Annotated in this window: 17 protein-coding genes; 5 read left to right on the top strand and 12 right to left on the bottom strand. The window is 50.0% G+C overall.

Going from position 1 to position 24,484, the window contains the following annotated elements; genetic code table 11:
* Window positions 1-274: 274 nt before the first annotated feature.
* Both A1332_RS17525 and cueR read left to right on the top strand, forming a co-directional pair.
* The gene (locus tag A1332_RS17525; RefSeq protein WP_197491497.1) at window positions 275-2,488 is read left to right on the top strand and encodes a heavy metal translocating P-type ATPase; all 2,214 of its coding nucleotides are present in this window, start codon (window positions 275-277) and stop codon (window positions 2,486-2,488) included.
* Between the two features lie 69 nt (window positions 2,489-2,557).
* Complete coding sequence (cueR, locus tag A1332_RS17520; protein ID WP_064009730.1) at window positions 2,558-2,950, top strand: Cu(I)-responsive transcriptional regulator; 393 nt, start codon at window positions 2,558-2,560, stop codon at window positions 2,948-2,950.
* A 625-nt stretch (window positions 2,951-3,575) separates the two neighbouring features.
* Here cueR and A1332_RS17515 read toward each other — a convergent pair.
* From A1332_RS17515 to A1332_RS17500, 4 genes are all read right to left on the bottom strand, one after another.
* Window positions 3,576-5,231 (bottom strand): protein adenylyltransferase SelO, encoded by a 1,656-nt coding sequence (locus A1332_RS17515; protein WP_197491496.1) that lies wholly within the window; start codon window positions 5,229-5,231, stop codon window positions 3,576-3,578.
* A gap of 791 nt (window positions 5,232-6,022) precedes the next feature.
* Window positions 6,023-7,048 (bottom strand): IS110 family transposase, encoded by a 1,026-nt coding sequence (locus A1332_RS17510; RefSeq protein ID WP_064009728.1) that lies wholly within the window; start codon window positions 7,046-7,048, stop codon window positions 6,023-6,025.
* A gap of 578 nt (window positions 7,049-7,626) precedes the next feature.
* Window positions 7,627-8,496: a plasmid replication initiator TrfA gene (gene trfA, locus A1332_RS17505; RefSeq protein ID WP_064009727.1), complete on the bottom strand. Its 870-nt coding sequence runs from the start codon at window positions 8,494-8,496 to the stop codon at window positions 7,627-7,629.
* Window positions 8,497-8,506: 10 nt separating this feature from the next.
* Window positions 8,507-8,971: a hypothetical protein gene (locus A1332_RS17500; protein ID WP_064009726.1), complete on the bottom strand. Its 465-nt coding sequence runs from the start codon at window positions 8,969-8,971 to the stop codon at window positions 8,507-8,509.
* A 131-nt stretch (window positions 8,972-9,102) separates the two neighbouring features.
* Here A1332_RS17500 and mobH point away from each other — a divergent pair, with 131 nt between their 5' ends.
* The 3 genes from mobH to A1332_RS17485 are packed head-to-tail and all read left to right on the top strand — an operon-like array spanning window position 9,103 to window position 13,999.
* A complete protein-coding gene (mobH, locus tag A1332_RS17495; RefSeq protein WP_064009725.1) occupies window positions 9,103-11,529 on the top strand; it encodes a MobH family relaxase in 2,427 nt (808 codons plus the stop codon).
* Complete coding sequence (gene traD / locus A1332_RS17490; protein ID WP_020481732.1) at window positions 11,526-13,370, top strand: conjugative transfer system coupling protein TraD; 1,845 nt, start codon at window positions 11,526-11,528, stop codon at window positions 13,368-13,370. Before mobH ends, traD begins: the two co-directional genes overlap by 4 nt.
* Window positions 13,367-13,999 (top strand): DUF4400 domain-containing protein, encoded by a 633-nt coding sequence (locus tag A1332_RS17485; RefSeq protein ID WP_064009724.1) that lies wholly within the window; start codon window positions 13,367-13,369, stop codon window positions 13,997-13,999. The genes traD and A1332_RS17485 overlap by 4 nt, the downstream gene beginning before the upstream one ends.
* 254 nt (window positions 14,000-14,253) lie before the next feature.
* Here the strand turns inward: A1332_RS17485 and A1332_RS17475 are convergent, their stop codons facing one another.
* The 8 genes from A1332_RS17475 to A1332_RS17440 form a co-directional block, all read right to left on the bottom strand.
* Window positions 14,254-15,252 (bottom strand): IS5 family transposase, encoded by a 999-nt coding sequence (locus tag A1332_RS17475; protein WP_020481735.1) that lies wholly within the window; start codon window positions 15,250-15,252, stop codon window positions 14,254-14,256.
* 82 nt (window positions 15,253-15,334) lie between these two features.
* Window positions 15,335-15,937 carry a hypothetical protein gene (locus A1332_RS17470; protein ID WP_033193891.1) on the bottom strand — a complete coding sequence of 201 codons (603 nt, stop codon included), beginning with the start codon at window positions 15,935-15,937 and terminating at the stop codon, window positions 15,335-15,337.
* 186 nt (window positions 15,938-16,123) lie between these two features.
* A complete protein-coding gene (ftsH, locus tag A1332_RS17465) occupies window positions 16,124-18,028 on the bottom strand; it encodes an ATP-dependent zinc metalloprotease FtsH (protein ID WP_064009722.1) in 1,905 nt (634 codons plus the stop codon).
* A 133-nt stretch (window positions 18,029-18,161) separates the two neighbouring features.
* The gene (gene hflC, locus A1332_RS17460) at window positions 18,162-19,025 is read right to left on the bottom strand and encodes a protease modulator HflC (RefSeq protein WP_064009721.1); all 864 of its coding nucleotides are present in this window, start codon (window positions 19,023-19,025) and stop codon (window positions 18,162-18,164) included.
* Complete coding sequence (gene hflK / locus A1332_RS17455) at window positions 19,022-20,179, bottom strand: FtsH protease activity modulator HflK (protein ID WP_064009720.1); 1,158 nt, start codon at window positions 20,177-20,179, stop codon at window positions 19,022-19,024. The genes hflC and hflK overlap by 4 nt, the downstream gene beginning before the upstream one ends.
* Window positions 20,180-20,217: 38 nt before the next feature.
* Window positions 20,218-21,480 (bottom strand): sigma-70 family RNA polymerase sigma factor, encoded by a 1,263-nt coding sequence (locus A1332_RS17450; protein WP_231886508.1) that lies wholly within the window; start codon window positions 21,478-21,480, stop codon window positions 20,218-20,220.
* 612 nt (window positions 21,481-22,092) lie between these two features.
* On the bottom strand, window positions 22,093-22,989 hold the full coding sequence (locus tag A1332_RS17445) for an alpha/beta hydrolase family esterase (RefSeq protein ID WP_064009718.1): 897 nt from the start codon (window positions 22,987-22,989) through the stop codon (window positions 22,093-22,095).
* 48 nt (window positions 22,990-23,037) lie between these two features.
* Window positions 23,038-23,643, bottom strand: a complete 606-nt coding sequence (locus tag A1332_RS17440; RefSeq protein ID WP_064009717.1) for a hypothetical protein — start codon at window positions 23,641-23,643, stop codon at window positions 23,038-23,040.
* Between the last annotated feature and the right edge of the window lie 841 nt (window positions 23,644-24,484).

Genomic DNA, 24,484 nt, shown 5'->3' with positions numbered 1-24,484 from the left:
TATCGGGGCACCTTGGAGCAGTTGAATGGGGAAGAGTTACAGAAAGTGAAACAGGCCAATCTCCACCACTTGGCAAGTCAATCGGTTACCGAGATTTCAGCCAATGTGATTTATGCCATCGTCAATAAACCACTCGTTTAGAGCCTTGCATCTTTCCCAGTATCGATTTTTTTCAATAAATGCCCGTAACTAAAAAACGCAAAAAACTATTGACCTTCCCATCGTGGTAAGCCGAACACTTTGATCACAGTCAATTACAACAGGAGACTTGATCATGAAAACCCATAACTCCAGCCAGGCGGCAGATCGTTCGGTTCACTTGTCGATAGAGGGGATGACCTGCGCGTCCTGCGCCGGGCGTGTCGAGAAGGCGCTGAATAAGATTCCCGGCGTACAGCAAGCCAGCGTAAATTTAGCCACGGAAAGCGCCTTAGTCCAAACCGATACGGCAGTCGATGCCAGCGTGCTGATAAACGCAGTTAGCGCTATCGGTTATCGCGCCTCGGCCAAACCGGAGCGACCGGTAAGCAAACCAAAGCCGCGAGATGGATTGGCCGTATTGGTGTCGGTGTTATTGTCGCTACCGTTACTGGCACCGATGCTACTCGAGCCTTTCGGTACTCAAGTTTCACTGCCGGGCTGGTTGCAACTGGGTTTGGCGACACCGGTCCAGTTCGTACTAGGGGCGCGTTTTTACCGGGCGGGCTGGAAAGCGCTGAAAGCCGGTGCCGGCAATATGGATTTGCTGGTGGCTCTGGGTACGAGTGCGGCGTATGGCTTGAGCGTTTACCAATTGACAAGCTCGACTGACGGTATGGCGCCACATCTGTATTTCGAGGCGTCAGCGGTGGTGATTAGCTTGGTGTTGACTGGCAAATGGCTGGAGGCGTGGGCTAAACGGCAAACCGTTTCGGCGATTACGGCTTTACAAGCGTTACAGCCGCAAGTCGCTCGTGTCAAACGCGGCAAGCGAGAGTTGGAAATTGCGATTGAAAGCGTCAGCGTCGGCGACTTGGTCGTCGTCCGCCCCGGCGAGCGTATCGCGGTCGACGGCACCATCGCCGACGGCAGTAGCCATATCGACGAATCGATGGTTACCGGCGAAAGTATGCCTATCGCCAAACAATCCGGCGATAAGGTGACCGGCGGCGCCATCAACGGCGAAGGCTTATTGCTGGTGCATACCGATGCGGTCGGCGCGGAGACTTCATTAGCAAAAATGATTCGCTTGATCGAGAACGCGCAATTGACCAAGGCGCCGATTCAACATTTGGTGGATAAGGTCAGCGCATGGTTCGTGCCGGTGGTACTAGCCATTGCCGTGATGACCTGGCTGGGTTGGTGGTTGCATGGTGCCGCCATGGAAACCGCTATTATCAACGCCGTGTCGGTATTGGTGATTGCCTGTCCCTGTGCGTTGGGGTTGGCAACGCCCGCTGCGCTGATGGCCGGCACCGGCATTGCCGCCCGTCACGGAATACTGATCAAAAACCCTGAAGTGCTGGAAATTGCCCATCGTATTACCACCGTTATTTTCGACAAGACCGGAACCTTGACGCAGGGAAAAGCTTACTTGGTCGAAGCCGTACCGTTGAGTATCGACCGCGAACACTTGTTGCGGCTGGCCGCTTCGCTGCAAACTGGTAGCGAGCATCCTTTGGCAAAGGCGGTGCTCAAAGCCGCAAATGAGTTACAGATTCAAACCTTGCCGGTAGATGCCGTCACGGCTTTGCCTGGACGAGGGCTATCCGGACGAGTGAATAACCAAGATTTGCGTTTGGGCAATAGCCGCTTGATGTCTGAATTGGGCATTGATCTAGGTGATCTGGCGGAACGTGCCCAGGCCTTGGAGCTTGCCGGCAATACGGTGTCCTGGCTGGCGATGGATGCGCCGCAAAAACGATTGCTAGGCATGATGGCCTTTGGTGACCGACTCAAAACGACTGCATATCCTGCCATCAAACAATTACAGGCATTGAATATCCAAACCGTATTGTTGAGCGGTGATAATCGCGGCAGCGTCAACGCAGTCGGCCAGGCTTTAGGCATCAGCGACATAGTTGCCGAAGTATTGCCGGCGGATAAGGCCTATCAAGTGGAATTGTTGAAACAGCAGAACCACCATGTGGCAATGGTTGGCGACGGCATCAACGATGCGCCGGCACTGGCAGTCGCCGACGTTGGCATTGCCATGGCGACCGGCACCGATATCGCGATGCAGTCTGCCGGCATTACGCTGATGCACGGCGACCCGATACTGGTAGGTGCCGCGCTCGATATTGCACAGCGAACCTACCGCAAAATCCAGCAAAATTTGTTTTGGGCGTTTAGTTACAACCTCGCTGCCATCCCATTGGCGGCTCTGGGTTTACTCAACCCGCAACTGGCCGGAGCGGCGATGGCATTCAGTTCGCTGAGCGTGATTGGCAACGCCTTATTGCTGAGGACTTGGAAACCTGCCGGCTTCTTGCAGGTCGTCAGGCATTAACCAAACCTGCTTGCGGGCGGCGAACTTGCCGCCCGCAGCTTTCTGTCCATCCATGTTGGAGAGTGATCGATGAATATCAGCCAAGCTTCGAAAATGACCGGCGTATCCGCCAAAATGATTCGTCACTACGAAAGTATCGGACTGATTAGAAAAAGCGTGCGCACCGTATCGGGCTACCGGACCTACAACGACACCGATTTGCAGGTGTTGCGAATGATCAAACGAGCTCGGGGTCTGGGGTTTTCGCTGGACCAAATCCGCGATCTGGTTTCGCTATGGCAAGACCCGGCGAGGGCCAGCGCTGATGTCAAAGCGCTGGCCCAATCCCATGTCGACGATTTGAACCGACGCATTGCCGAATTGACTGAAATGCGCGACATTCTGGCTCGGTTGGCGCAAACCTGTAGCGGAGACAATAAACCGTATTGCCCGATTATAGATACATTGGTACTCGGCCAGTAGCTGGTTTAAAGCTATTCAATCCCTCGGATTTGTTTCTGTCCGGTAATGCAATCGGGTAATTCACATTTACTAGGGTGAATAAAAAGACCTTCCAGATTAAGTATGGCAAAGCAGTTGATCGGCCGTTGTAAACTCTACAACTGCCATTACAGCGAAACTTCTAATTGTCTCTTATGGCCGATCGGTTTAGTTCGCCAATGGCTGGTTTGTAGACCTCCAGTTCGCAGATTCTTGACTTGGCCGACTGGCCGGTTTTGAGAAACGCGACAGGCAGGAAAGGGTCGTAAGAAGCCGATGTAGCTCACCGCAATCACGTCAATTCTTGATAGCTTGGAGCCCACTTTCATTTGCATTTATTGTGAGCCCACGAAAATGAAATGCAAGCCAGTGCGGATAAATGCAAGCAGATTTGCAGATAATGTGAGCCCGGCTGTTATTTCATTTGCAATTAATTTGGGCTCAAATCGGCGTTGATTGCAAGCCCAACTGATTTCAAACGCGAGCCGTTACAATTACTTGTTGTGCCAAGAGGTCAGGCGAGGGAACACGTGAAAAAATATGGGCATCCGAAGAAGCTTAAGTAAGTGCCATTCGTATCTGGCACTACTTTTTCAATTCCAACGAATCACGACGAGCAACTAAGGTGGGACAATCCACCCACCTCAAAGAACTCAGGCGGTTTCAACCTATAGTATTTATCTTCCACGTCCTTCGACTGCTCTTCATATGGCTGCGTCATCACGTCCTGAAGTTCTCGAATTAGAGAATAATTTCCCACAGCTGCTTGCTGATATGCCGGCACAACAAACCACTCTCGCAAAATGTACTTTGGGTTTACAAGCTTCATCTGCCTAGAAGTTTCCTCACTGGAACTGCTGAGAAGTGTTTTCCATTTCGCGAGCCACGCTGCCCAACGTTTATCTATCTCTTTGGGGGTAGTATCATGCGCCGCGTTATTGTAGAAGCTTTTCTTGAGTGAGCCAATGTCGTCGGGTACCGACGAGAGCTCGCGGAAGAAAATAGTGTAATCGACAGGCGTTTGCATCATGAGTGTTCCTAGCTCGCTGAGTAGTGCGCTGCAAAGTGCCTTATGAGACGCTGTTTTCAAAGTACTAAGACCCAGCTTGGCGGCCCACATCTTTTCCATTTGCGCTTCCATAACTTTCGAGAATCCACTTTGAATCTCGTCGAGCTTTAGCAAATAGTCCTGATGCGATGCCAGCAACGGCCGCAACGACGAACAAAACATATCGAAATTGCTTTGAGCTGCGCTTGGTTGATTCATGAACGAGAAGTGATGACCGCCTCCCGTCCAAGGCTGATAATGGGGGTTAAACACATCGCAAAAGCCGAAGGGGCCATAATCAAGTGTAAAACCACCGACTGCACAGTTGTCGCTGTTGAAATTACCCTGGCAGAAGCCGACGCGGATCCAGTTCGCCACCAGTGACGTGAGGCGGCTACGAAACTCGCGCGCCAGCAACACCAATTTATCGGGAGTTGTGAATTGCTTATTGACAACGTCAGCGTACTCACGATCAATCAAGTGCAGCGCAATCTTCTCCAGTTCTTCCAGCGCTTTCGGGTGTTCGTTTTTACGGGTACGGCGAGCGAAAAGTTCAAGTTGGCCGACGCGAATGAACGACGGCGCGACACGTGTCGATATGGCGACAGCCTCAGATATAAGCATGTCAGGATTCTCCGAGCGCGAACCTTCCGAGTACCATGGTCGCTTTACCTTCTCCGTTTTTGAAACGTACAAACTCAAAGACCGCGATGTCGGCACGCCCAGTGCGTGCATGTGCTCCTGAGCCAAGAACTCGCGGATACTCGACCGCAAGACAGCGCGACCGTCTGCGCCGCGGCAATATGGCGTGCGGCCGCCACCTTTCAGCTGCATCTCCCAGCGTCGACCGTTGATGACGGCCTCAAGCACAGAAACTGCACGACCGTCTCCATATCCGTTGCCAGTTTGGAACGGACACTGCTGGATGTATTCAGTGCCGTAGATGGAAAGTGCGTACCCACTCGCCCAACCGACCTTGCGCATCGGCTCTGGAACCTGAGAGATGTCGCCGGAGAACATGCGGACGAAATCGGAGGACTCTGCCATGCTGTCGGCAAAGCCAAGCTCGGAAAAAAAGTTTTTGCTGTGAGCTACATACTCAGGGTCTATGATTGGAGTCGGCTTGACGGGGACATAATGTCCCGTAAAGACTTGTCGCGGCGCGTGGTCGTCACCGTTTTTTGTCGCGTCAGGGTCACAGTTGAGCGTGTCCATGAGAGAATAGTTTGCCAACTTCGCAAGATCCTGGAGCATCGATATAGTCGAGGAGGCTTTCTGGGGCAGTCGGTTTGTCATAATTGTTTATGCCAAGGCTCGTTAAGATAAACACAATACTTTGTATCTGATCCCGTTATTTGTCTAGATATCTGTACTTTCACCAAGTTATAACGATTCAGCTCAGGCGTCTACCTGAGTGGCTTGTATGGTTTCATATTCCTGTTTACCGTGATGTCTTAAACTTGGCGGTGAATTTTGAAAAAATCGTCGTCAATTTCAGTCCTTACCATAAATACACACTGGGTACGGAAATGCGCAATGCTAGTCGTCAGCAGTGTCAGGTTTTTTGTCAGCTTGTTTCAGTGATGTATCAAACACCCATGTAGATGGGTATTGCTTTTGCATCCCAATATTTTATGTGTAGACTGAAATTAAAAAATAAATTTACTGATTGCGATGAAGGTCTGCAATTGGCCGATAGATTGAGGTCACCAACGTCTGTATATGGACCCCTCCCGTTTTGCAAGCAATAATCACCATTGGTTATTAGGTACGACTGCACACGTATATCCGGCCTGTTAACGAGCTCAAAAGCTCTGGCCATAATGGGCTATTCGCGCGTTTGCTCCTTATTGCTTTGGCGTGCTTAAAAGCACAGCAGACGTTTCAGGTTTTGCAAACGCCGGTTCGACCTGTTCGCCATTAGTAGTTGTTGCTGTTGCTTTACAAATCGTGGTTGAACGGTGTTTTATCTCAACCGGTTTAAGTTTGAAGGCTTGCCTTCGGACTTAAGCCGGTTTGCCTTCCGAAAGATAATTGGTCTCATTATTCAGCAATGCCCAAGCTATCCTGGCGTTTTTATTCGCCAAGGCCACTGCGGCTACGTTTTTAGGCCGCCTGCCGCATAAGTTTTGCAACCATTGGCTCCTCGGATCCGTCTTCTTGTCGATCACCTTGAGTGCTGACTGGGCACCCTGGATCAGTAAGGTTCGCAAATACGTATCTCCCCGTTTACTCATCCCTAATAGGCGGTCTTTACCTCCACTGCTATGCTGCTTGGGTGTTAGCCCCAGCCAAGCCGCCATGTCCCGTCCACGTTTGAACTGTTTGCCATCGCCTACTGCACAAAGAATAGCGGTGGCACTAACTGGGCCAACGCCGGGAATACTCAGCAACCGCTTGGCAGCAGGCTCACTGTGGGCTAGGGCGTGGATTTTTTTATCCATTTCCGCCACCCGTTCATCAAAATGAACGAGGTCTGCCCGCAAATTATCCAATAACGCCCTGAAATCGAAACTGAGACCGTTGTCGGCATTTTCCAACAAATCAGGCAAAGCTCGACGCAAAACGTGTACTTGTCGACCCACAACTAGCCCATACTCCGCCAACAAGCCTCTGATCTGGTTAACCTTGGCAGTCCGCTGACGAATCAATTCGCTGCGAATCCGGTGGATAGCCTGCAAGTCTTGTTGGGCAACCGTCTTGATGGTAACAAAACGCATCGAAGGCCGCCCTACCGCTTCACAAATGGCTTCAGCATCATTGGCATCGTTTTTGTTGCTCTTGACGTAGGGTTTAACAAACTGTGGTGCAATCAGTTTCACGGTATGGCCTTGTTTCTGTAACTCCCTTGCCCAATGATGGGCTCCACCGCAAGCTTCCATGCCAATCAAACAAGGAGACAACGTAGCGAAAAAACCTAAAAATTGGTTTCTACGCAGTTGTTTTCGTAACACTGCTTTATCATGACAGTCCACACCATGTACTTGAAAAACTTGTTTTGCCAGGTCAATTCCGACTCGTTTAATATTCATCTCGGACTCCTCCGCCGTGTGTTTGGAAAGTTAAATTTTACCAAACTGGCACATTGATGCCGTTAGGTGGGAGGGGTCCATACCATTGCTTTATAGTCCAGCAGTTCGAAGAATCTGTATTTCACTGAATGACCGGTTTGGAGAAACTCGATAGACGGGTTTGGGTCGTCACAAGACGACCAAGGGCGTTCCAAATAAGCCCAGTGACAAACTCCTCACTAGCATTCGTTTCAAAAAAGAAATCCTTGCTATCACCAGTCCCTATATATAGATTAAAAAAAGATTATATATAGATTAGCACCCTCAAATTTCAGCGCAAGAGAATTGCTGAATCCCACGAATAGCATGGCCTGCGGCGATTTCACAACTTGCTCGAAGCGTCGGTCTAATGCCGTGTCAAACGTCGGCCTAATGCCGTGCTTTTTGTCGGTCTAATGCCGTGCCCGTCGGTCTAATGCCGTTACCTTGTCGGCCGAATGCCGTGCCTCCGTCGGTCTAATGCCGTATCCGCGTCGGCCTAATGCCGTATCGAGAGGCTTCGACCGACCCAAAATAGCGTCGGTCTAATGCCGTGCTTTTTAGTGCTGCTGGTCGCCCAGAAAACGCTGTTGACTGGGCGTCGGCTGGCGTTTGATCTTCACGATATCATCAGCGAATTCAAAGCTAGCCAAAGTCCCGATGTTCACCAAGGCCTCCAACGCTTTACCCAACCGATATTTGAAATCACGCAAGGTTTTCGAGCCACTGCCGCTCAGTCGGTGAACGGTGGTAATTTTCATCGGGAACGGGGCCGCATGGGACGACAGGAAACCGTGTAACCATAATGCCAAAGGTTGTTTGCGCAATTTTTGCCGCTGTTCGAATTCGATGTAGGTGTAGCCCTCCTCGAACAGGCGCAGCATGGATTCGGTCAACTCCACCACGTAGCGCTGCGTCAGTTCATCACGGTAATAGCGCAAGAAACCTTTTTCACCGAAGGCATCCCGGCCGTGAAAGGTGATTTCGACAAAGGCGCCTCCCAAGCGGGCCATAGCTTCTTTCAACCATTCATGTTGGCTTCTACCACTGCCGCGCCCCAATGCTGTCAACAGGGCATGGGCGCTGAAGGTCACGCTAAAGCCCGGTAATTGTTGCCGGGACAAATGCACGATCTGCATCCAGACATCGAGGTCCGATTGATTGAGCTGTATACCGAGGTAACGAACCTCAATGCCATCGACCGCAGCCAACAATGTTCGTTTTTTGTAGGCAATGCGCTCCTTGCCTTGGATGCCGGCGAACAATGCGCTCCGTAAGCAAGCATTGGGCGTACCGCGTATCGCCGACGGCCAATTGGGTAGTGAAGTCATGGGTTCGACGACCCGCAATTTGGCCTTTTTCCGCTCCGTCAGAGACTGAAAACGTTCGGTGAGATTGTCGAGCGAATGGTTTGTGCTATTTCTGTCCATGACGGCCGCCTCACTTCTTCAAGCTGCCAGGATTGCAGCCATGGCTCAGCACGTTGTGTGGGATAGTCATGGTTTTGACTAGCGCCAGCTCCTCCAGTGTCATATCGAGTTGGTGATGGCAATATTTTCGCCAGGCGCGTTCGATGACCTGTGCATCGTCATCCGGGCTATCTGGGATGTGGGACGCGCTGACATTAAGGACATGGCCCGCTGCGTCGTCACTTGCCACGTAAACGCCAAGCGGCTGATCGACTTGCCTGACAACGTGTTCAATCGATGCTGACCGAAATACCGAACCACCCAATCCTCCTGGCTGCCAAGCATTATCCAGGCGCCAGGGTTGTTCGGGTTGAATCGGCACAATCGATTCGATGACGGTCTCGCTCACGGCGGCATCAGGCCGATTCAGCGAAGTACAGGCCGTGCCGCACAGTACGGACACAAGACAATGGATTGCGAGCGATTTGGATTTCATGAGAGCTCCAGGGGTAATTAAAGGGAGCTCGTTACACTAAACACTCTTTTGCGAAGCCTGCTTGCAGCTGACGTCGAATTCGTCGTCAGCCGCAAGCAACGATTGAAAAATTCCCGGCAAGATGCGGCGTTATGGAAAATACGCCTTCGACGCTCATTACCCGCATCCGGCAACGTCTGTTTGGCGTCGAGTCCGCGCCTATAGGTCCGGTTGCGACAACGATTGATGAGGACGTGCCGCGTTATCCGCCCTTCATGAAGGGTCTGCCGGCTGCGCCTGTGGAACGCATCCTGTCCAGTCAAACGGAATTGATTGCGGCCATTGAACAGGCGCTTGCCATGCCGGATAGTCTTTATCAAACCATAGCCGCGCCGGTCATACGCCGCTATGCTGCCTACAGCCACTTGTTGCCGGCGTCGGAGTCGCATCATCATCGCGGCGCCGGTGGCTTATTTCGGCACGGATTGGAAGTCGCCCATTGGGCCACTTTGGCTTCTCAAGGCAGTTTGTTTGCCACGTCAGCATCACCCAAGGAACGAAAAGCACAAGAATTACGCTGGCGACTGGCGGTCTGTTTTGCCGGGCTGTTGCATGACATCGGCAAACCGGTCGCCGATATCGCCGTGGTCGATGCACAGGGGCAACATACCTGGAACCCTTGCGATGAAAACATCACCGACTGGGCTGTACGAAATGAGATCGACCGATACTTTCTGCGCTGGCGGGATAACCGCCATAAACGCCATGAACAGTTTTCGGCCTTGGTGATCGAGCGCGTCCTAACCCGCGAAGCCCGCACATTCATTCTGGAGTCCGGCCCCGACATCATGCAGGCCATGCTGGAAACCATTAACGGTTTGGACCGCGGCTCCAAAGTTTACGCACTGGTGATAACCGCCGACTGCAAAAGTGTGGAACGGGATTTAAAAGCGCATTATCAAAACATCGACTCGGCCTTGGGCATGCCGGTGGAAAAGTACTTGTTCGACGCCATGCGCCGATTGGTCAAGTCCGGACAATGGACCGTCAACGAAAAAGGCGCTCGGCTATGGCGTTTTGAGGATGGCCTGCATATCGTCTGGCGTGCCGGTGCGCAAGATATCGTCACATTGCTGGCCAAGGACAAAGTGCCCGGCATTCCGCGTGACGAAGACACCTTGGCGGACATTCTGATCGAACGCGGCTTGGCAATCCCTAAGTCCTGGCCGGATGGCCGGCAATACCGTTATTGGCAGATGCAGCCTGAAGGCTTGGAAAATACGCTGTATCTGTTGCGTCTGAAATCCGCAGAACTGATTTTCAGCGGCGAGCCGCCGCCCGTGGTTGAAGCGCGCGAAATTAGCGAACAGGATGCAACTGCGGTAAACCCCGAACCGGTTACCAATCCGGCACCGAAAATCAGCAAACCGGCAAAAGCCAAGAACGTCGCGGCTCTGAAGCAATTCCAACGCACTGATAATCCTGCTTCAGTTTTGCCAGAAGCAAACCCACCAGAACCGGCACACGACCCAAGTGCCCTACCCGACCCGCTGTTAACTGAATCGGCACCTGGCATTTCAAATTCGCAAGGCGCGAAGGATATGAATACCTTGCCACCAGATCCCGATCAAGGTCTGTCGGAATCTACATCAACCGATGGCGCCCCTTCGTTGTGTCAGACAAAACAACCGAAAAACGAAACGCCAGCCAAACCGACCAACACAGAAAAAACAGATTCAGCGGCAAAGAGTGATTTTTCCTCTACTGATACGAAAAGCATCGCTAATCCGGCCGACAGCGCCAAGTGCTGGTTGGAAAACCACGGCGATGCCGGCCAATGGTTAATGGATATCGCCGCTATGCTCAATCAAGGCCAATGGCAGTTAGGCAGCGATCTATTGGAAGTCCAGGATAAATATTTGCTCTCGTTTCCGGCGACGGCTGAAAAACTCGCCGTCGATCCGTCCCAGTTCATCAAAATCCTGGAGGACAATGGTTGGCTGGTGACCGACGTCCTATCGCCGATGCGTAAGGTACAAACCATTCAATCGGTTCGCGGCGTCCTGCTGGCATTGGAACCGAGTTTGGCTTTGAAGGCATTATTGAAATTCCAAGCCAAAGCCACGCTTACAGCGTCATCTCCGCAATCTCCTAGTAGCAATACTGACAAGACCGGAGATCAACTTAAGGCTTCTCAGTCTCAAGACGCGACGCCTCTGGAGACTAAGCCTGTCCAGCCCAAATCAAAAGCGATCGGCAAGCAAAAATCAATCAGCAGCAAGGCGTCAGACAGTTCGGTCAATTCCGAACCTGATAAGGCAAGCGCTCCCCTAACAACCCCACCGGCAAAACCCGGAACAATCGACTTGCTGATAACACATGTGCGGCAACAAAACATTCCGCCCAATGAATCATCGCCAGACGGTCACTGGCACACAGTGTCCAATACCGCGCTGGAACAATTTCTAACGCAACATCCGACAATCAAGCGCACTCGCCTGATGCTCGATATCGCCAACCATCCGGATTGCCGCTCGGTCAGCGCCACGGAAGGCATCCAGGTTCGGTTACGCCCATGAAATCCGATTACGACTACCAGTTTCCCTGGCGGCCGATCTTCGAGGTGTATGCCATCTCGGGTTGGTTGGGCGGTGCCGGATTGGCATATTGGACCAATCGCTGGTCGGGCTTGCCGCGCGAACCCTTCGATTGGCTGATGACGGCGTGTGGAGTGATGGCGTGTTGGCGGCTGTCGCCGGCGTTGAGTCTCTGGTACCGCAAACACCGATTGCGGCAGTTTCGGTTCCAATATCTGGATGCCGAAAAGCTGGTAGCGATGGTGAAACATCATCCCGAGGCCTTGTGGTTCGGCTGGGGATTCGATTGGGTGCAAAAGCATGCGCAATTGGCCTATGAGATTTTGAAACGCGATGTCTCGACGCTAATTCCCAGCGATCATCAACGTATGGGTTCGGCCTGGATTCATGGACTGGAAGTCTCCGAAGGCGACATTCGCCAACCCTTGCAACATACCGCCGGCCATACATTACTGGTCGGTACCACTGGCGCCGGCAAAACCCGCGCCTTCGACGTGTTGGTGACACAAGCTGTATTGCGCGGCGAAGCGGTGATCATCATCGATCCCAAAGGCGACAAGGATTTGATGGCCTGCGCCAAACGGGCTTGCGCCTTGGCCAAGCGCCCGGATCGCTTCGTGTATTTCCACCCGGCGTTTCCGGAAGACAGCGTGCGCCTTGATCCCTTGCACAATTTCAACCGGCCTTCGGAAATCGCCAGCCGCATCAGCGCCATTTCGCCTAGCGAAAGCAGTAACGACCCGTTCAAAGCCTTTGGCCAAAAATCGCTGGATAACGTGATTCAAGGCTTGATGGTGATCGAAGAACGGCCAACCTTGGTCAAGCTGCGTCGTTATTTGGAAGGCGGTCCTTCGACATTGGTGATTCAGGCCCTGGAACGCTATTTCGACAATAACCTGGGCCATTGGCGCCAAGAGGCACGGCCTTACCTGAAGAACGCCAAGGACATCGATTCCAAAGCCGTGGGTCTGGTGCGGTTTTACAGAGAAGTCGTGCAGTACCAATTGCCCAATTTGGATTTGGAAGGCCTGTTGTCCTTGTTCGAACATGACCGGGCACATTTCAGCAAGATGGTCGCCTCCTTGATTCCGATCATGAACATGCTGACCTCCGGTTCCTTGGGGCCTCTGCTATCGCCCAATCCGCATGACGTGGATGATTTGCGTCCCATTACCAATACCGGCCACATCATTGAAAAAGCCCAGGTCGCTTACATTGGTTTGGACTCGTTATCGGATGGCATGGTGGGCAGCGCCATTGGTTCGATTCTGTTGGCCGATTTGGCCGCCGTTGCCGGTGATCGTTACAACTACGGCGTCTCGGATAGACCGGTGAATGTGTTTGTCGATGAAGCGGCTGAAGTCATCAACGACCCCTTCATTCAGGTGTTGAACAAAGGCCGTGGCGCCAAGATTCGACTGTTCATCGCCACCCAGACCTTTGCCGACTTTGCCGCCCGCACCGGTTCTCAGGACAAAGCCCGGCAAGTGCTGGGCAACGTCAACAACCTGATCGCGCTCAGGATCATGGACAGCGAGACTCAGCAGTACATCACCGACAATCTGCCCAAAACCCGCTTGAAATACATCATGCGCACCCAAGGCGTGGCCACCAGCGCAACCAATCCCACGGTGTTTTCCGGCAATGTCGGTGAGCGCCTGATGGAAGAAGAAGGTGACTTGTTTGCGCCGCAGTTACTCGGACAATTGCCTGACTTGCATTACATCGCCAAGTTATCCGGCGGCCGCATTGTCAAAGGCCGCTTGCCGATACTGCGGTCGGAACTGAATCGACAACGGGATCACCAAGGTGCCAGCTCATGACCCGCAATCTGTTGTTCAGCCTGATGCTTTGGCTACTGGAAGTGATCCTGGTGGCCAGTTTCGTTTCCGACCGCTGGACGCGTGAACTGCAACGGGCCGAAGACCGGATGATGATCGGCTATTTTGGCGCCGATAAAGAATCACAGATCAGTAAAACCGCGCAACGCTGGTTTGATCGCTTATTCGTTACCACCGGCATCCGAGAAAGCGTGTTCCGCTACTTCATCCCGACCGAGCGCGAACGGCAGATGTCCAAAGGTTTCGAGGATGTGGGCCGTAACGATTTGTTTCCCTTCATCGAAAGCCGGCTCAACGTGCTGTGGGACACGATCTTTCAAATGATCAAGCGCCTGACCACGGCGTGTATTTGGTTACCGTACCTGGCGGCCGCCTTGCTGCCGTTTGTCGTCGACGGACTGGTGCGGCGCAAGATCAGCCAGACCAATTTCGATTACCCCAGTCCCATGGCGCATCGCTACAGCCTCTATCTGATCCTGGGAGCGCTGTATCTGTTGCTGGTCAGTTTGACCTTGCCGTTTCCGATTACGCCACGCGCCGTCCCGGTGGTTTTTTTTGTTGTCGCTTACGCCATCAATGTGTTGCTAGCCAATACACAAAAACGGATTTAAGGACAAAGCATCTGCCGGTCTGAGTAGGATATTTCGCGATATTGGGCGCGTATTTTTAGAAAGATTATTCTCGCTTTTGCAATTCGAACAGATAAATCTAACAATTGGCTCATCTTTCTCTTAAGGAACCTCTGAAAAACTGCCATTTTGAGCGGCAGTAATTTCCAAGATTGGTCAAAGATTTCAATAATCGACCGTTTTTTCATCAAACGAGCCGGTTTTTCTCGAAAACAAGCCCATTTCCAAGCCTATTTTCAAATTCCAGGCGCAATGAGGCATCGACGCTCATACGCATCACCGCGCAGCACATTGGCAATCGCGGTTAAAAAGGTTAATCGGGCGGCGTTTTTGGCTATACCACGATAGCGATTCTTGGCGTAACCAAAGCGGATCTTAATGTCTCGAAACACGTGTTCGACCTTGGCGCGGCGGCTTGCCAACTCTCTGGCTGCCGCCCGCAGTAACTGAGCCTCTTCGCTGTCGTCTTTCGTTAGCTTAGTCAGTTTGCCAGGGCGCATCGCAATCACGCAGATCGGTGGATTTTCGGTGGGCATCTCGGGGCGCTTGTCCAAGCCTTGATAACCGGCGTCACCGTGCACGAATTGCTCTTCGCCGTGCAGCAAGGCAGCCGCTTCGGCTACGTCGCTTACGTTCCCTGCGGTGACTTTGAGCGTATGCACCAAGCCGGTTTCGCTATCGACGCCGATGTGAAATTTGCTGCCGAAAAACCATTGATTACCCTTTTTGCTGGAATGCATTTCGGGGTCACGTGACTGGCTTGTGTTTTTGGTCGAGGTCGGCGCGGCAATCAGGCTGGCGTCGACGATGGTGCCGGCTCTTGAAAACAGCCCGCGTTCACTCAGCGTTTGATTGATGGCTTGGAAGATTTGCTCGGTCAAGCCGTGCTGTTCCAGCAAATGCCGAAATTGCAAAATCGTGCTCTCATCGGGCACGGCTTCCAGGCGAATCCCACAAAAACGTCGCAGGGACTCAATCTCGTACAGCGCGTCTTCCATGCCAGGATCGGAGTAGTTGTAGACAATCTGCGCTACGTGAACATGAAGCATGGCATTCAAGGCAAACGGCTTGCGGCCATACCCTTTACCGGATGCGTAATGCGGTTCAATCACCGCTCCCATGACTGACCACGGCAACAGCTCTTCGAGTTGGTTCAGAAACTTTTCCCGCCGTGTGAGTTTACCTTTGTTGGCGTATTCGACATCCGCAAAACTAAGTTGTTGATACTGTTCCATGCGCGTTATCTCGAAATCAGGGCTGTTGCTGAATTATATCGCTCGCCGGTAATTAATCAGAGGTTCCTTAACCTTTAAAGGCTTAGATTTTAGATTCGGCGTGAGTTCTTCTGACTAATTTACCTATTGTGCGTTTGAAGCGCGCATTGGTTAAATATACTAAATAAAGAATAGTCAAGAACGCGACTATGTATATACCGATTTTACTTTTGCTGGCTGGTTGCCCTACCCCTGCCTTAAAGTTCATGTGCGCATCCAGTCTATCGCCGTTATCTTGCAGCAAGGTAATATGAATCAGATATTTGCCTTGTTCAGCTACTCCATCCGGCATATTTAATACCACGGTTCCGGACTTGTGTTTCTCGGCTTCCGAAAAGAAAACCCGTTTTCCTTCAGGCTCCTTGGTGACTTCAAATTCGATCGCCATGTTGCGGTAACGCTGATCTTGGTAGTCGAATACCAACTGCGTCAGCGTGTTGATATCGGGAAGGCTGCCGCAAAAATCTTTAGCCGGATAAGCTTTCGGTTGATAAGCCGTGTAATGCAGCCAATGATCTTTTTCCAGTTCGAACTTGCATTGGTCGGTATCTGTGCCGGCCGCACCGCCGTGCGCCCAAAGAATGGTTGAAAAAATCATCCCCAGAAATCCAAGGAAACTCTTTCTGAATATTTGTGTGGTTTTCATAGACCTTCTCCTAAACGTTAGTTACTGCTATTAATCGAGCCGAATCACTCAAGCCCAATATGGAATAATCAAAAGTAAAAAATAAACCAATGTAAATTTTCATCAATATAAAAAAAGCCATGTACATATAGATAATGAAATTTATAAAAATTGGTTTTACCAAAAATTATCTAATTAAAATTAGACTCAAGATAATGCAAATATATTTTGAGCTAATTGGTCGTTTTCAACTTCTTCTGAATTCTGATTTGTTTTTATGTCATCAATGCTCGATTCATGAATTTCAAATATAGGCGGCGCAATAATTTTTCCTTGCATCAATTCATCAATTTGAAATTTGTCGATGGTTTCCCAATCCAGAAGCGTATACGCCATGTTGTGCAGGATCTCGATATGCGCTTTGAGAATGGTTTCGGCGCGTTGGTAGTTGCTGTCCACCATATGCCGGATTTCTTCGTCGATGATCTGTGCCATTTGTTCCGACATCGGCTTGGCTTGTGCCCCCATGTAACCGCCTTCGCTATCGCCATAGTCCATAGGCCCTAGCCGCTCCGACAAACCCCATTTGGTGACCATATTCCGGGCCAGTTGCGTGGCTCTTTGGATGTCGTTGGAGGCGCCGGTGGTCACTTTGTTTTTACCGTAGATTAAGGCTTCCGCGACCCGGCCGCCGAACAGACTGGATATCTGGCTTTCCAGCTTATCTTTCGAGGCGCTGTACTGATCGCGCTCAGGCAGGAACATGGTGATGCCCAAGGCGCCGCCGCGCGGCATGATGCTGACTTTGTAGACTGGATCATGCTCGGGAACGATGCGGCCGACGATGGCGTGGCCGGCTTCGTGATAGGCGGTCATCAACAACTCTTCGCGGCCCATCACCATGGTGCGCTTTTCCGCACCCATGATCATCTTATCGCGAGCTTTGTCCAGGTCATTCATGGTCACCACCCGCTGGTTGTGGCGAGCGGCGAACAGCGCGCCTTCGTTGATCAGGTTGGCCAGCTCGGCGCCGGAAAAACCGGGGGTGCCGCGGGCCAGGTCGTTGATGTTGACGTCGTCGGCCAGGGGAACCTTGTCAGCATGAACCTTGAGGATTTGCTCGCGGCCTTTGATGTCCGGCAAGCCGACCTGAACCTGGCGATCGAAACGACCCGGTCTGAGCAGGGCTTTATCCAGGACATCGGCGCGGTTAGTGGCGGCGATGACGATAATGCCCTCGTTGCCGCTGAAACCGTCCATTTCCACCAACAGCTGGTTCAGGGTTTGCTCGCGCTCGTCGTTACCGCCGCCCATGCCGGCACCACCGCGCTGGCGGCCAACCGCGTCGATTTCATCGATGAAGATGATGCAGGGCGCGCGTTTCTTGGCCTGCTCAAACATGTCCCGCACCCTGGAGGCGCCGACGCCGACGAACATTTCCACGAAATCGGAACCCGAGATGGAGAAGAATGGTACTCCGGCTTCCCCGGCTATGGCCCTGGCCAGCAAGGTTTTGCCAGTGCCTGGAGGACCGACCATCAGTACACCGCGCGGGATCTTCCCCCCAAGTGCTTCGTATTTGCCGGGGTCTTTCAAAAAATCGACCATCTCCACGACATCCTCCTTGGCTTCCTCGACACCGGCCACATCTTTGAAACGAACTTTTACCTGGTCTTCTGCCATCAGTTTTGCTCGGCTTTTGCCGAAACTGTTGGCACCACCGGCGCCACCCATTTGCTGTTTACGCATGAAGAAAATGGTCACTGCTATTAACAACAACATAGGTGCCCAGGAGATGAATATCTGCATTAAGGTCGATGGTACTTGCGGTTTTTCTACTTTGATTTTGACGCCGTATTCCAGCAACTCATCAATCATCCGCATGTCGTTTGGGTTGTAGGTAGTAAAACGAGTGCCGTTCTGACGGCGGCCGTCGACATAATTGCCGTTGATGGTCACTTCCGTGACTGCTTTACCTCGTACATCCTCTATAAAATCCGAATAGGAGATGTCGTAATGCGGATCGTAATCCGGCAGATTGCGGCTAAAAATCGAATAAACAATCAGACCGATGGCGGTGATGATCGTTAGAGAAATTAAGAGTTTTTTCATGGGAATGCTCCGCATTAAGTTCAGCTGCAGGCTGGGTTGGCTCGATAGAGCCTCACCCAACCTATCGAAGCCAACGTGTCGGGTGTCGGGTGACGGGTGACGCCTTACCCGACCTACACCTTTCATTTGGTTTCTATTTTTCGCTGTTGAAATATCTGAAAAAGTCAGATTCGGGCTTCAACACCAAGGTGTCGTCGGTTTTCTCGAACGCCGTCTGATAAGCCTGTAGGCTACGGTAAAAGGCATAAAACTCGGGATTTTTACCGAAGCTTTTAGCGTAAATATCCGCCGATTGAGCGTCACCACGGCCTCGGATATTTTCTGCATCGCGTTGGGCATTAGCCAACAGTACTTGCCGCTGCTTGTCAGCTTCGGCGCTGATCGATTCGGCGCTTTCCGAGCCTTGCGAGCGGAATTCCCGCGCAACCCGTTCGCGCTCGGCGCGCATTCTTTGGTAAACCGAACTGCTGACTTCCGGCGGCAGATCGATACGTTTGATACGGATATCGATCAGCTCGATGCCAAATTTACCGGCTACCGGCGTCAGTTTGGTGAGCAGGGTTTGCCGCAGTTCGGTACGGTCTTCGGAGATCAGTTGCTTGATGGTCCTGAGGCCAAATTCGCCGCGCATGGCATCTTTCAAAACTTGTTCGAGTCTCAGATTGGCCTGATAGTCGTCGCCGCCGACCGTGGTATAAAAAAGACCCACATCACCGATCCGCCATTTGGCGAACGAGTCAACTATAACGTTCTTCTTTTCGGAGGTAAGAAAACGCTCGGACTTGGTGTCCAAGGTCAGCACACGCGCATCAAATGTACTGACGTTATTGATGATGGGGGTCTTAAAGTGGAGTCCCGGCGTAAAGTCTGAAGCGACCATTTCACCGAGACGAAATAAGATAGCCTTTTCATTCTGGCTGACATGAAAAACCGACAGGTAAGCGAGTGCCAGAAGGGTTAAACCGGCCGGTAATAGTGTTATGGTTCTGCTGTTCATGGTCTACTCCGGCTGGGGCGTAATTCAGTGCTGGCAGCAGCTTTATGAGATGTGCCTTTGTCGTTAGCTATGCTGTCGTTGTTGATCTCGGGAGCTTGGACCGTTTTCGCTGTTGCACTATGGGTTGGGGCCGATTGCAACGGCATATAAAACTGCGGCGTGTTGCGTTCCGCTTCGACCATGATTTTGTTGCTGCCGCTGTAGAGCTTTTCCTTGGCTTCCAGGTACAAGCGTTTGCGGGTGATGGCCGGGTTTTTCTCGTATTCCACCAACAACTGGTCGAAACGCTCGGTTTCGCCCTTGGCCTTGGCGACTTTTTCCGCCTCGTAGGCTTCGGCTTCCTGTAACAGGCGAGCGGCGGCACCGCGGGCCTTGGGGATGATTTCGTTGCTGTAGGCTTCGGCTTCGTTGATCAGCCGTTGCTTGTCCTCGCGAGCGCGGATGGCATCTTCAAATGCGCCTTGTACTTCTTCCGGCGGTTGGGCATCTTGCAAATTGACGCTGGCGATGGTGATGCCGGTGCGGTAATCGTCCATGGCTTGTTGAATCTCGCCTTTGATTTCGGCGACGATTTCGCTGCGGCCTTCGGTCAGCACGAAATCCATGTCGTTACGACCGATGACCGCCCGTTCCACGCTTTCGGTCAGTTGTTTCAGCGTGGCTTCGTTGTCCTTGACGTTGAACAGATAGTCTTTGGCATTGTTGATCTGGTATTGCACAGCCAGGCGGACGGTAACGATGTTTTCATCGCTGGTCAGCATCAGGGATTCCTGAGGCAAGGTGGCCGATTTGGTAACACGACTGGAATAACCGACTTCTATAAAGCGTTGCTGCTCGACATTGACGATTTTGACGGTTTCGATCGGCAGCGGAATATGCCAGTGCGGGCCGGGCTGGGTGGTGTCGACGTAAGCGCCGAAACGGCTGACCACGCCGCGATTGCCCTGATCAACGATGTACACCCCGCTCGCCAGCCAGGCCAGGGCCAGCGAGCCGCCCAATACCGCGCCGACTTTCCGCAACGATAACAGGTGCTTGTGGTCGCGATAAAAATCGGCGCCGCGTTGGCTGACTTGTTGCCAGTATTTGTCGGCCTCGGCCTTCCAGTCGGTCGGTGGCGTCGGTTTGCTGGTGTTGTGTTTTTCTGACGACATGGTCGCTCCTCTTGTTATCGTTGGTTTACCTGATTCTTTCAGCCATCGTTAGGCTCTAGAAACGGCATCAGGTCATAACCGAAGTTTTGTTTTAGTTTTTTTAAGGCGTTATTCTGTATTTGCCGAACCCGCTCGCGGGTGACGTGCAATTGTTCGGCGACGGCTTGCAACGTCATCTCGGTGTGATTTTTTAAACCGAAGCGCATAGTCAAAATAGCGGCTTCCTTCTCTGGGAGGCTTGCGACGATTTTGCCGAGGTATAGGCTTAGATTTTGGTCGACGAGCTCGTCCAATGGCTGGGGAAACTGGTGCTGTATAAGGCTGGACATCAGGGTTTGATCGTCTTTCTCACCGGATAGCGATTCATCCAGGGAATGGGTAGCCTGATAGTAGCTACTGATGGTTTTAATCTCTTCCAGCGATAGTTCGCAACGGGCTTGGAGTTCCACCAGACTCGGCCAACGCTGGTGTTCGAGATAGCAATTTCTCATTGCCTCGAACACTACTGAGGCTTTTTCGGCCATCGCAATCGGAAGGCGAACCACTTTTTCCTGCTTGACGATCAGTCTGGAAATGGCTTGTTTGATCCAGAACACCGCATAGGTGGAAAAGCGTATCCCTCGACTAGGGTCGAATCTATCCACGGCCCTGATCAAACCGATGATGCCCTCCTGCATTAAATCGTCAAAACTTAAGGCGCTGGTTTTGTATTTATACGCAAGAAAAGCCACAAGACCAGTATTGGCGCCAATCATTCTTTGTCGGATGTCTTGCAAATGGCGGCGGGAAGTTGCCAACTCAACTTTATGGGCGATGTCGTTGGGATATGTATGTAAAGTTCGATCGGCAATCCGAATCAAAAATGCTGGAAAAAAATGTACATCTTCCAGACGAACTGATTCCGAACTGTTACCAACAAAAAACTGATTTTTGTTTTGTAAGGGGAAGTGCGAGGTGAAATGGGATTTTACAAGATCGTTATTTTGAACAATCTCCTCGTCAACGGTTTTATCATTAATATTGAATGAATAATCGACACTTTCACCTTTGCTAACCAATAGTTGATCAATCAAATAACCATAGGCAATAGGATTTTCTAGAAGTAAGCGCAGAAGTTCATTTTTTGCCTTCTTCATTTCCAAAGCCAAGTCTCGGATAGCTAGGGTTGGTTCCTGGCCAGACAACTTAGATCCGACTTTTATATCTATAGGCTGATTAGATAAATCAACGAATGACTCTCCTGAGGTTGGAACAGAGCCTTCTGTGACTACACTTATTGGATGAAAAAAGCCTAATGCCATGACTGACTCACTAAACACGGATTAAAAAGGTTTGTATGCTATCGCTGATCGCATAACTTCAGCGTACTTTGGAAAAATCTTACAGAGTTTTAAAACATCTGTTAAATGTATAAACTTTATGAGGTCATTATTAATATTCATTAAAATCAATTATCGGTTGTCATTAGTCATCTACTAGGCAAATCAAAACAGGGCCATGATCAAAGGTTTGTTAACAAGAGCACTGATATTAGTGATAATAAAGGCTTATAGTTTTATTCTAATTTTTAATTAACTAATTGATTTCGTGTATTTTATATAAATTTATAATATCACTATAACTCTATCATTCTATGAATATCTTTGATCTCACTGACTTGAATAAATGTTAAGAAATAGGATGCATGAATAGCTCCATCAGATACCACAAGTAGAAATTACTTTCAACTATCACCCTTGGGGAGTTTATATAGCTGATAGATCTACTAGCGGTATTTTGTTTCTGATGGAGCTAGTCATATATCTTTCTTAAATTATCTAAAATAGCAACATCTCGCTAGATAAAAATAAAACAAGGAAACATCTAGGAAAACTGATTTTTATTTTATATAACTATTTATTTTCAACGCGAGTTCATAATTTACCGACTCTATCAACGGACTCAGAAGTTATAAAAAAATCGATAACTTGGGTATCAAGCTGAGGCCATTGCGAATGTGGTTGATCACCTTCGCAATATAAGGTTTTTACTCCATTTGCACACCCTGAATAAGAGATGCAACCATCACCTTGCTTATCCGGAATCGGATCACATTTATTACAGGATGCCCACCAACCGGCCGATTGCTGACCAAATCCTGGGAACAGTCGATCTTTACTGCTATGCATGATCATCACCGACAAGGGCTCTGGACATTTGCGGTCACGTAGATCCTCATAAGTAATACCAGCAGCACTAGGTGCAATAGCGTGTGGAATGTGTCGTGTTCCGGTCATAAACGCTAGCGCCATCGCCGAAGTCCCTCCGTCTGAATGCCCTGTGATATAAACCTGCTTTTCATCAATACACCATTTTTTGGCCATCAAATGCGGAATTGTCCCTAATTCCACAGTGGTGCTAGGCGATAACTCCGGATGATCGGCATAGGCGACGATAAAGCCTGCGCGCGTAGCAGGTAAGGTCAATCCCGTCGTCTTCTCCGTTTTGGCGCGATTCGAACCCGCCGGTGAAAATACCAATAATAATGGGTGAGCAATAGAAGGGTCATAATTAAGTGGGGTGCGGACGTTGTATTTAATGCCGTTTTCGGTCGATTCGCCATAACTGGCACCAGAATCGCCCTTAAGCTGATCAGGTTGACAGCGGTCTTTATGCATTTGGGGGTGATAGCTGGCTTGCCCCAGTTCTACCGAATCGCCACTATGATCCAGACCCAACATGAAAATCACAGCCACGACAGGTAATCCGAATAACACCTTCCACCACTTATTTCCTTCAAGTAGAAAAGACTTTAACTGATTAATATTCATAGCCGTGCCTCTCTTATTTGTTAGATTTGGTTAAATAGCTTTTGCGGATTATGTTTCGGGAGTGTGATTGGGCGTTTCCTTCTGTGCCACCCTAAACAATCCATAGACCATTAAAAACAGGCTGCCAATTATCACAAGCTGTGGCATATAGCTTTTTCCTGGCAGCGACTCCAATCCTACGGAGAACGGAATATGTGAATCTAGGCGCTTATCCTTGTCGACGATAGCGATATGCGCCAAGTAATGGCCCGCACCATATTGGCTGAAATCGACCGAACCATTTGTTGTACCAGTTTTAATCAATTGTGGTTCCTGATAAAAAATCCTCGTACCTTCGGGCTCTTTAGTAATCTCAAATTCGATATTAAGATTTCGCAGACGTTTACCTTCGTAATCGAAAACCAATTTAGTAGGGCCAAGTCCAGGAATAATATCGCAATATTCCGCGTCACCCGTCAGCGTTGGAGTATATGCCGTAAAATGCACGCGTTCAAAGCCAAGCCGAGTTTTACAGGCGTCAACCTCTTCTTGTGCACCACGATGGGCATAGGCATTTATTGACGTTAGTCCCAACAAAACAAGGATAACCGCTAATTTAAACCCGGAACTTTTAATGCCGTATGCCGACAAGTATTCTTCAAGACTAGTTTTCATTGGCTTATCCTCTCTATCTTCATCGCACTTCGAAAAATTCTTTTATAAGGCATGATGTTATGCTCCTGTAATCAAAAAAAAGGGTGCCATCGTTAAACGTGTCGACTATGTTTCCAACCGTTTTTTGACATTCATGTGAATTTCGACTTACATATAGCTTTGCGTTAGAAGAGAAATACGCCTCAGCAATATGTAACAGCTGCTTGATCCGTTAAATGGAACAAGATAACCACGAAAGATGTTTCCCCTGTCTATTTTTTACAGCCAAGAGCACAATAGAATTAGCTAATCATCATTTAAAAATTCTCATTTCGAGCGTCATACGATAAATTAAAAATATTTTTACTTCATAGATTTTTCGTATAATCATTCAACTTTCGAGACATATATAACAACATATTTTATGTCTAGTAAAATATTTATTTTCTATGATTAAATAGGTTTTCCCTATGCAAAAACTTTAATGTTAAAACAATGTAAATTCGTTTTACCTAGAAACCGATATAAATATTTTTCGTTAATATGCCACAAGCCAATTATTATTCTACATGCAAGCGTTCGTAAGAGCCGAGCGTTAATCGGCTTATAAAATTTGCTATTTTTATAAAAAAACAGATTACACAATAATAATCATAATATTATTTTATTAAATATTTGCAGAGTGCTATTTCAGCTTTTATCAGCACTGTTAACCAGAAACTTCCAACGTATCAATGCCCCCACTAAAACCCCGAAGGCCATTGCTAAAGCCTTGATTGTAATACCGGTTTTCATTCGATGTATAAAAAACGCATGCCCTAAAACTGGTTTTATAATTCCATATACCTGAATCCGTGACTCC

Source organism: Methylomonas methanica (assembly GCF_001644035.1).
In the GTDB taxonomy this organism is placed as follows: Bacteria; Pseudomonadota; Gammaproteobacteria; order Methylococcales; family Methylomonadaceae; genus Methylomonas; species Methylomonas methanica_A.
This window is presented reverse-complemented; position numbering and strand designations above follow the sequence as displayed.

Coding starts and splice junctions, on each gene's coding strand:
- A1332_RS17450 (WP_231886508.1), bottom strand. CDS start 21,480: ATGGCATTAGGCTTTTTTCATCCAATAAGTGTAGTCACAGAAGGCTCT.
- A1332_RS17500 (WP_064009726.1), bottom strand. CDS start 8,971: ATGAAATCCAAATCGCTCGCAATCCATTGTCTTGTGTCCGTACTGTGC.
- A1332_RS17440 (WP_064009717.1), bottom strand. CDS start 23,643: ATGAAAACTAGTCTTGAAGAATACTTGTCGGCATACGGCATTAAAAGT.
- A1332_RS17525 (WP_197491497.1), top strand. CDS start 275: ATGAAAACCCATAACTCCAGCCAGGCGGCAGATCGTTCGGTTCACTTG.
- hflK (WP_064009720.1), bottom strand. CDS start 20,179: ATGTCGTCAGAAAAACACAACACCAGCAAACCGACGCCACCGACCGAC.
- ftsH (WP_064009722.1), bottom strand. CDS start 18,028: ATGAAAAAACTCTTAATTTCTCTAACGATCATCACCGCCATCGGTCTG.
- A1332_RS17515 (WP_197491496.1), bottom strand. CDS start 5,231: ATGGACACGCTCAACTGTGACCCTGACGCGACAAAAAACGGTGACGAC.
- hflC (WP_064009721.1), bottom strand. CDS start 19,025: ATGAACAGCAGAACCATAACACTATTACCGGCCGGTTTAACCCTTCTG.
- A1332_RS17485 (WP_064009724.1), top strand. CDS start 13,367: ATGACCCGCAATCTGTTGTTCAGCCTGATGCTTTGGCTACTGGAAGTG.
- trfA (WP_064009727.1), bottom strand. CDS start 8,496: ATGGACAGAAATAGCACAAACCATTCGCTCGACAATCTCACCGAACGT.
- A1332_RS17445 (WP_064009718.1), bottom strand. CDS start 22,989: ATGAATATTAATCAGTTAAAGTCTTTTCTACTTGAAGGAAATAAGTGG.
- traD (WP_020481732.1), top strand. CDS start 11,526: ATGAAATCCGATTACGACTACCAGTTTCCCTGGCGGCCGATCTTCGAG.
- mobH (WP_064009725.1), top strand. CDS start 9,103: ATGGAAAATACGCCTTCGACGCTCATTACCCGCATCCGGCAACGTCTG.
- A1332_RS17475 (WP_020481735.1), bottom strand. CDS start 15,252: ATGGAACAGTATCAACAACTTAGTTTTGCGGATGTCGAATACGCCAAC.
- A1332_RS17470 (WP_033193891.1), bottom strand. CDS start 15,937: ATGAAAACCACACAAATATTCAGAAAGAGTTTCCTTGGATTTCTGGGG.
- cueR (WP_064009730.1), top strand. CDS start 2,558: ATGAATATCAGCCAAGCTTCGAAAATGACCGGCGTATCCGCCAAAATG.
- A1332_RS17510 (WP_064009728.1), bottom strand. CDS start 7,048: ATGAATATTAAACGAGTCGGAATTGACCTGGCAAAACAAGTTTTTCAA.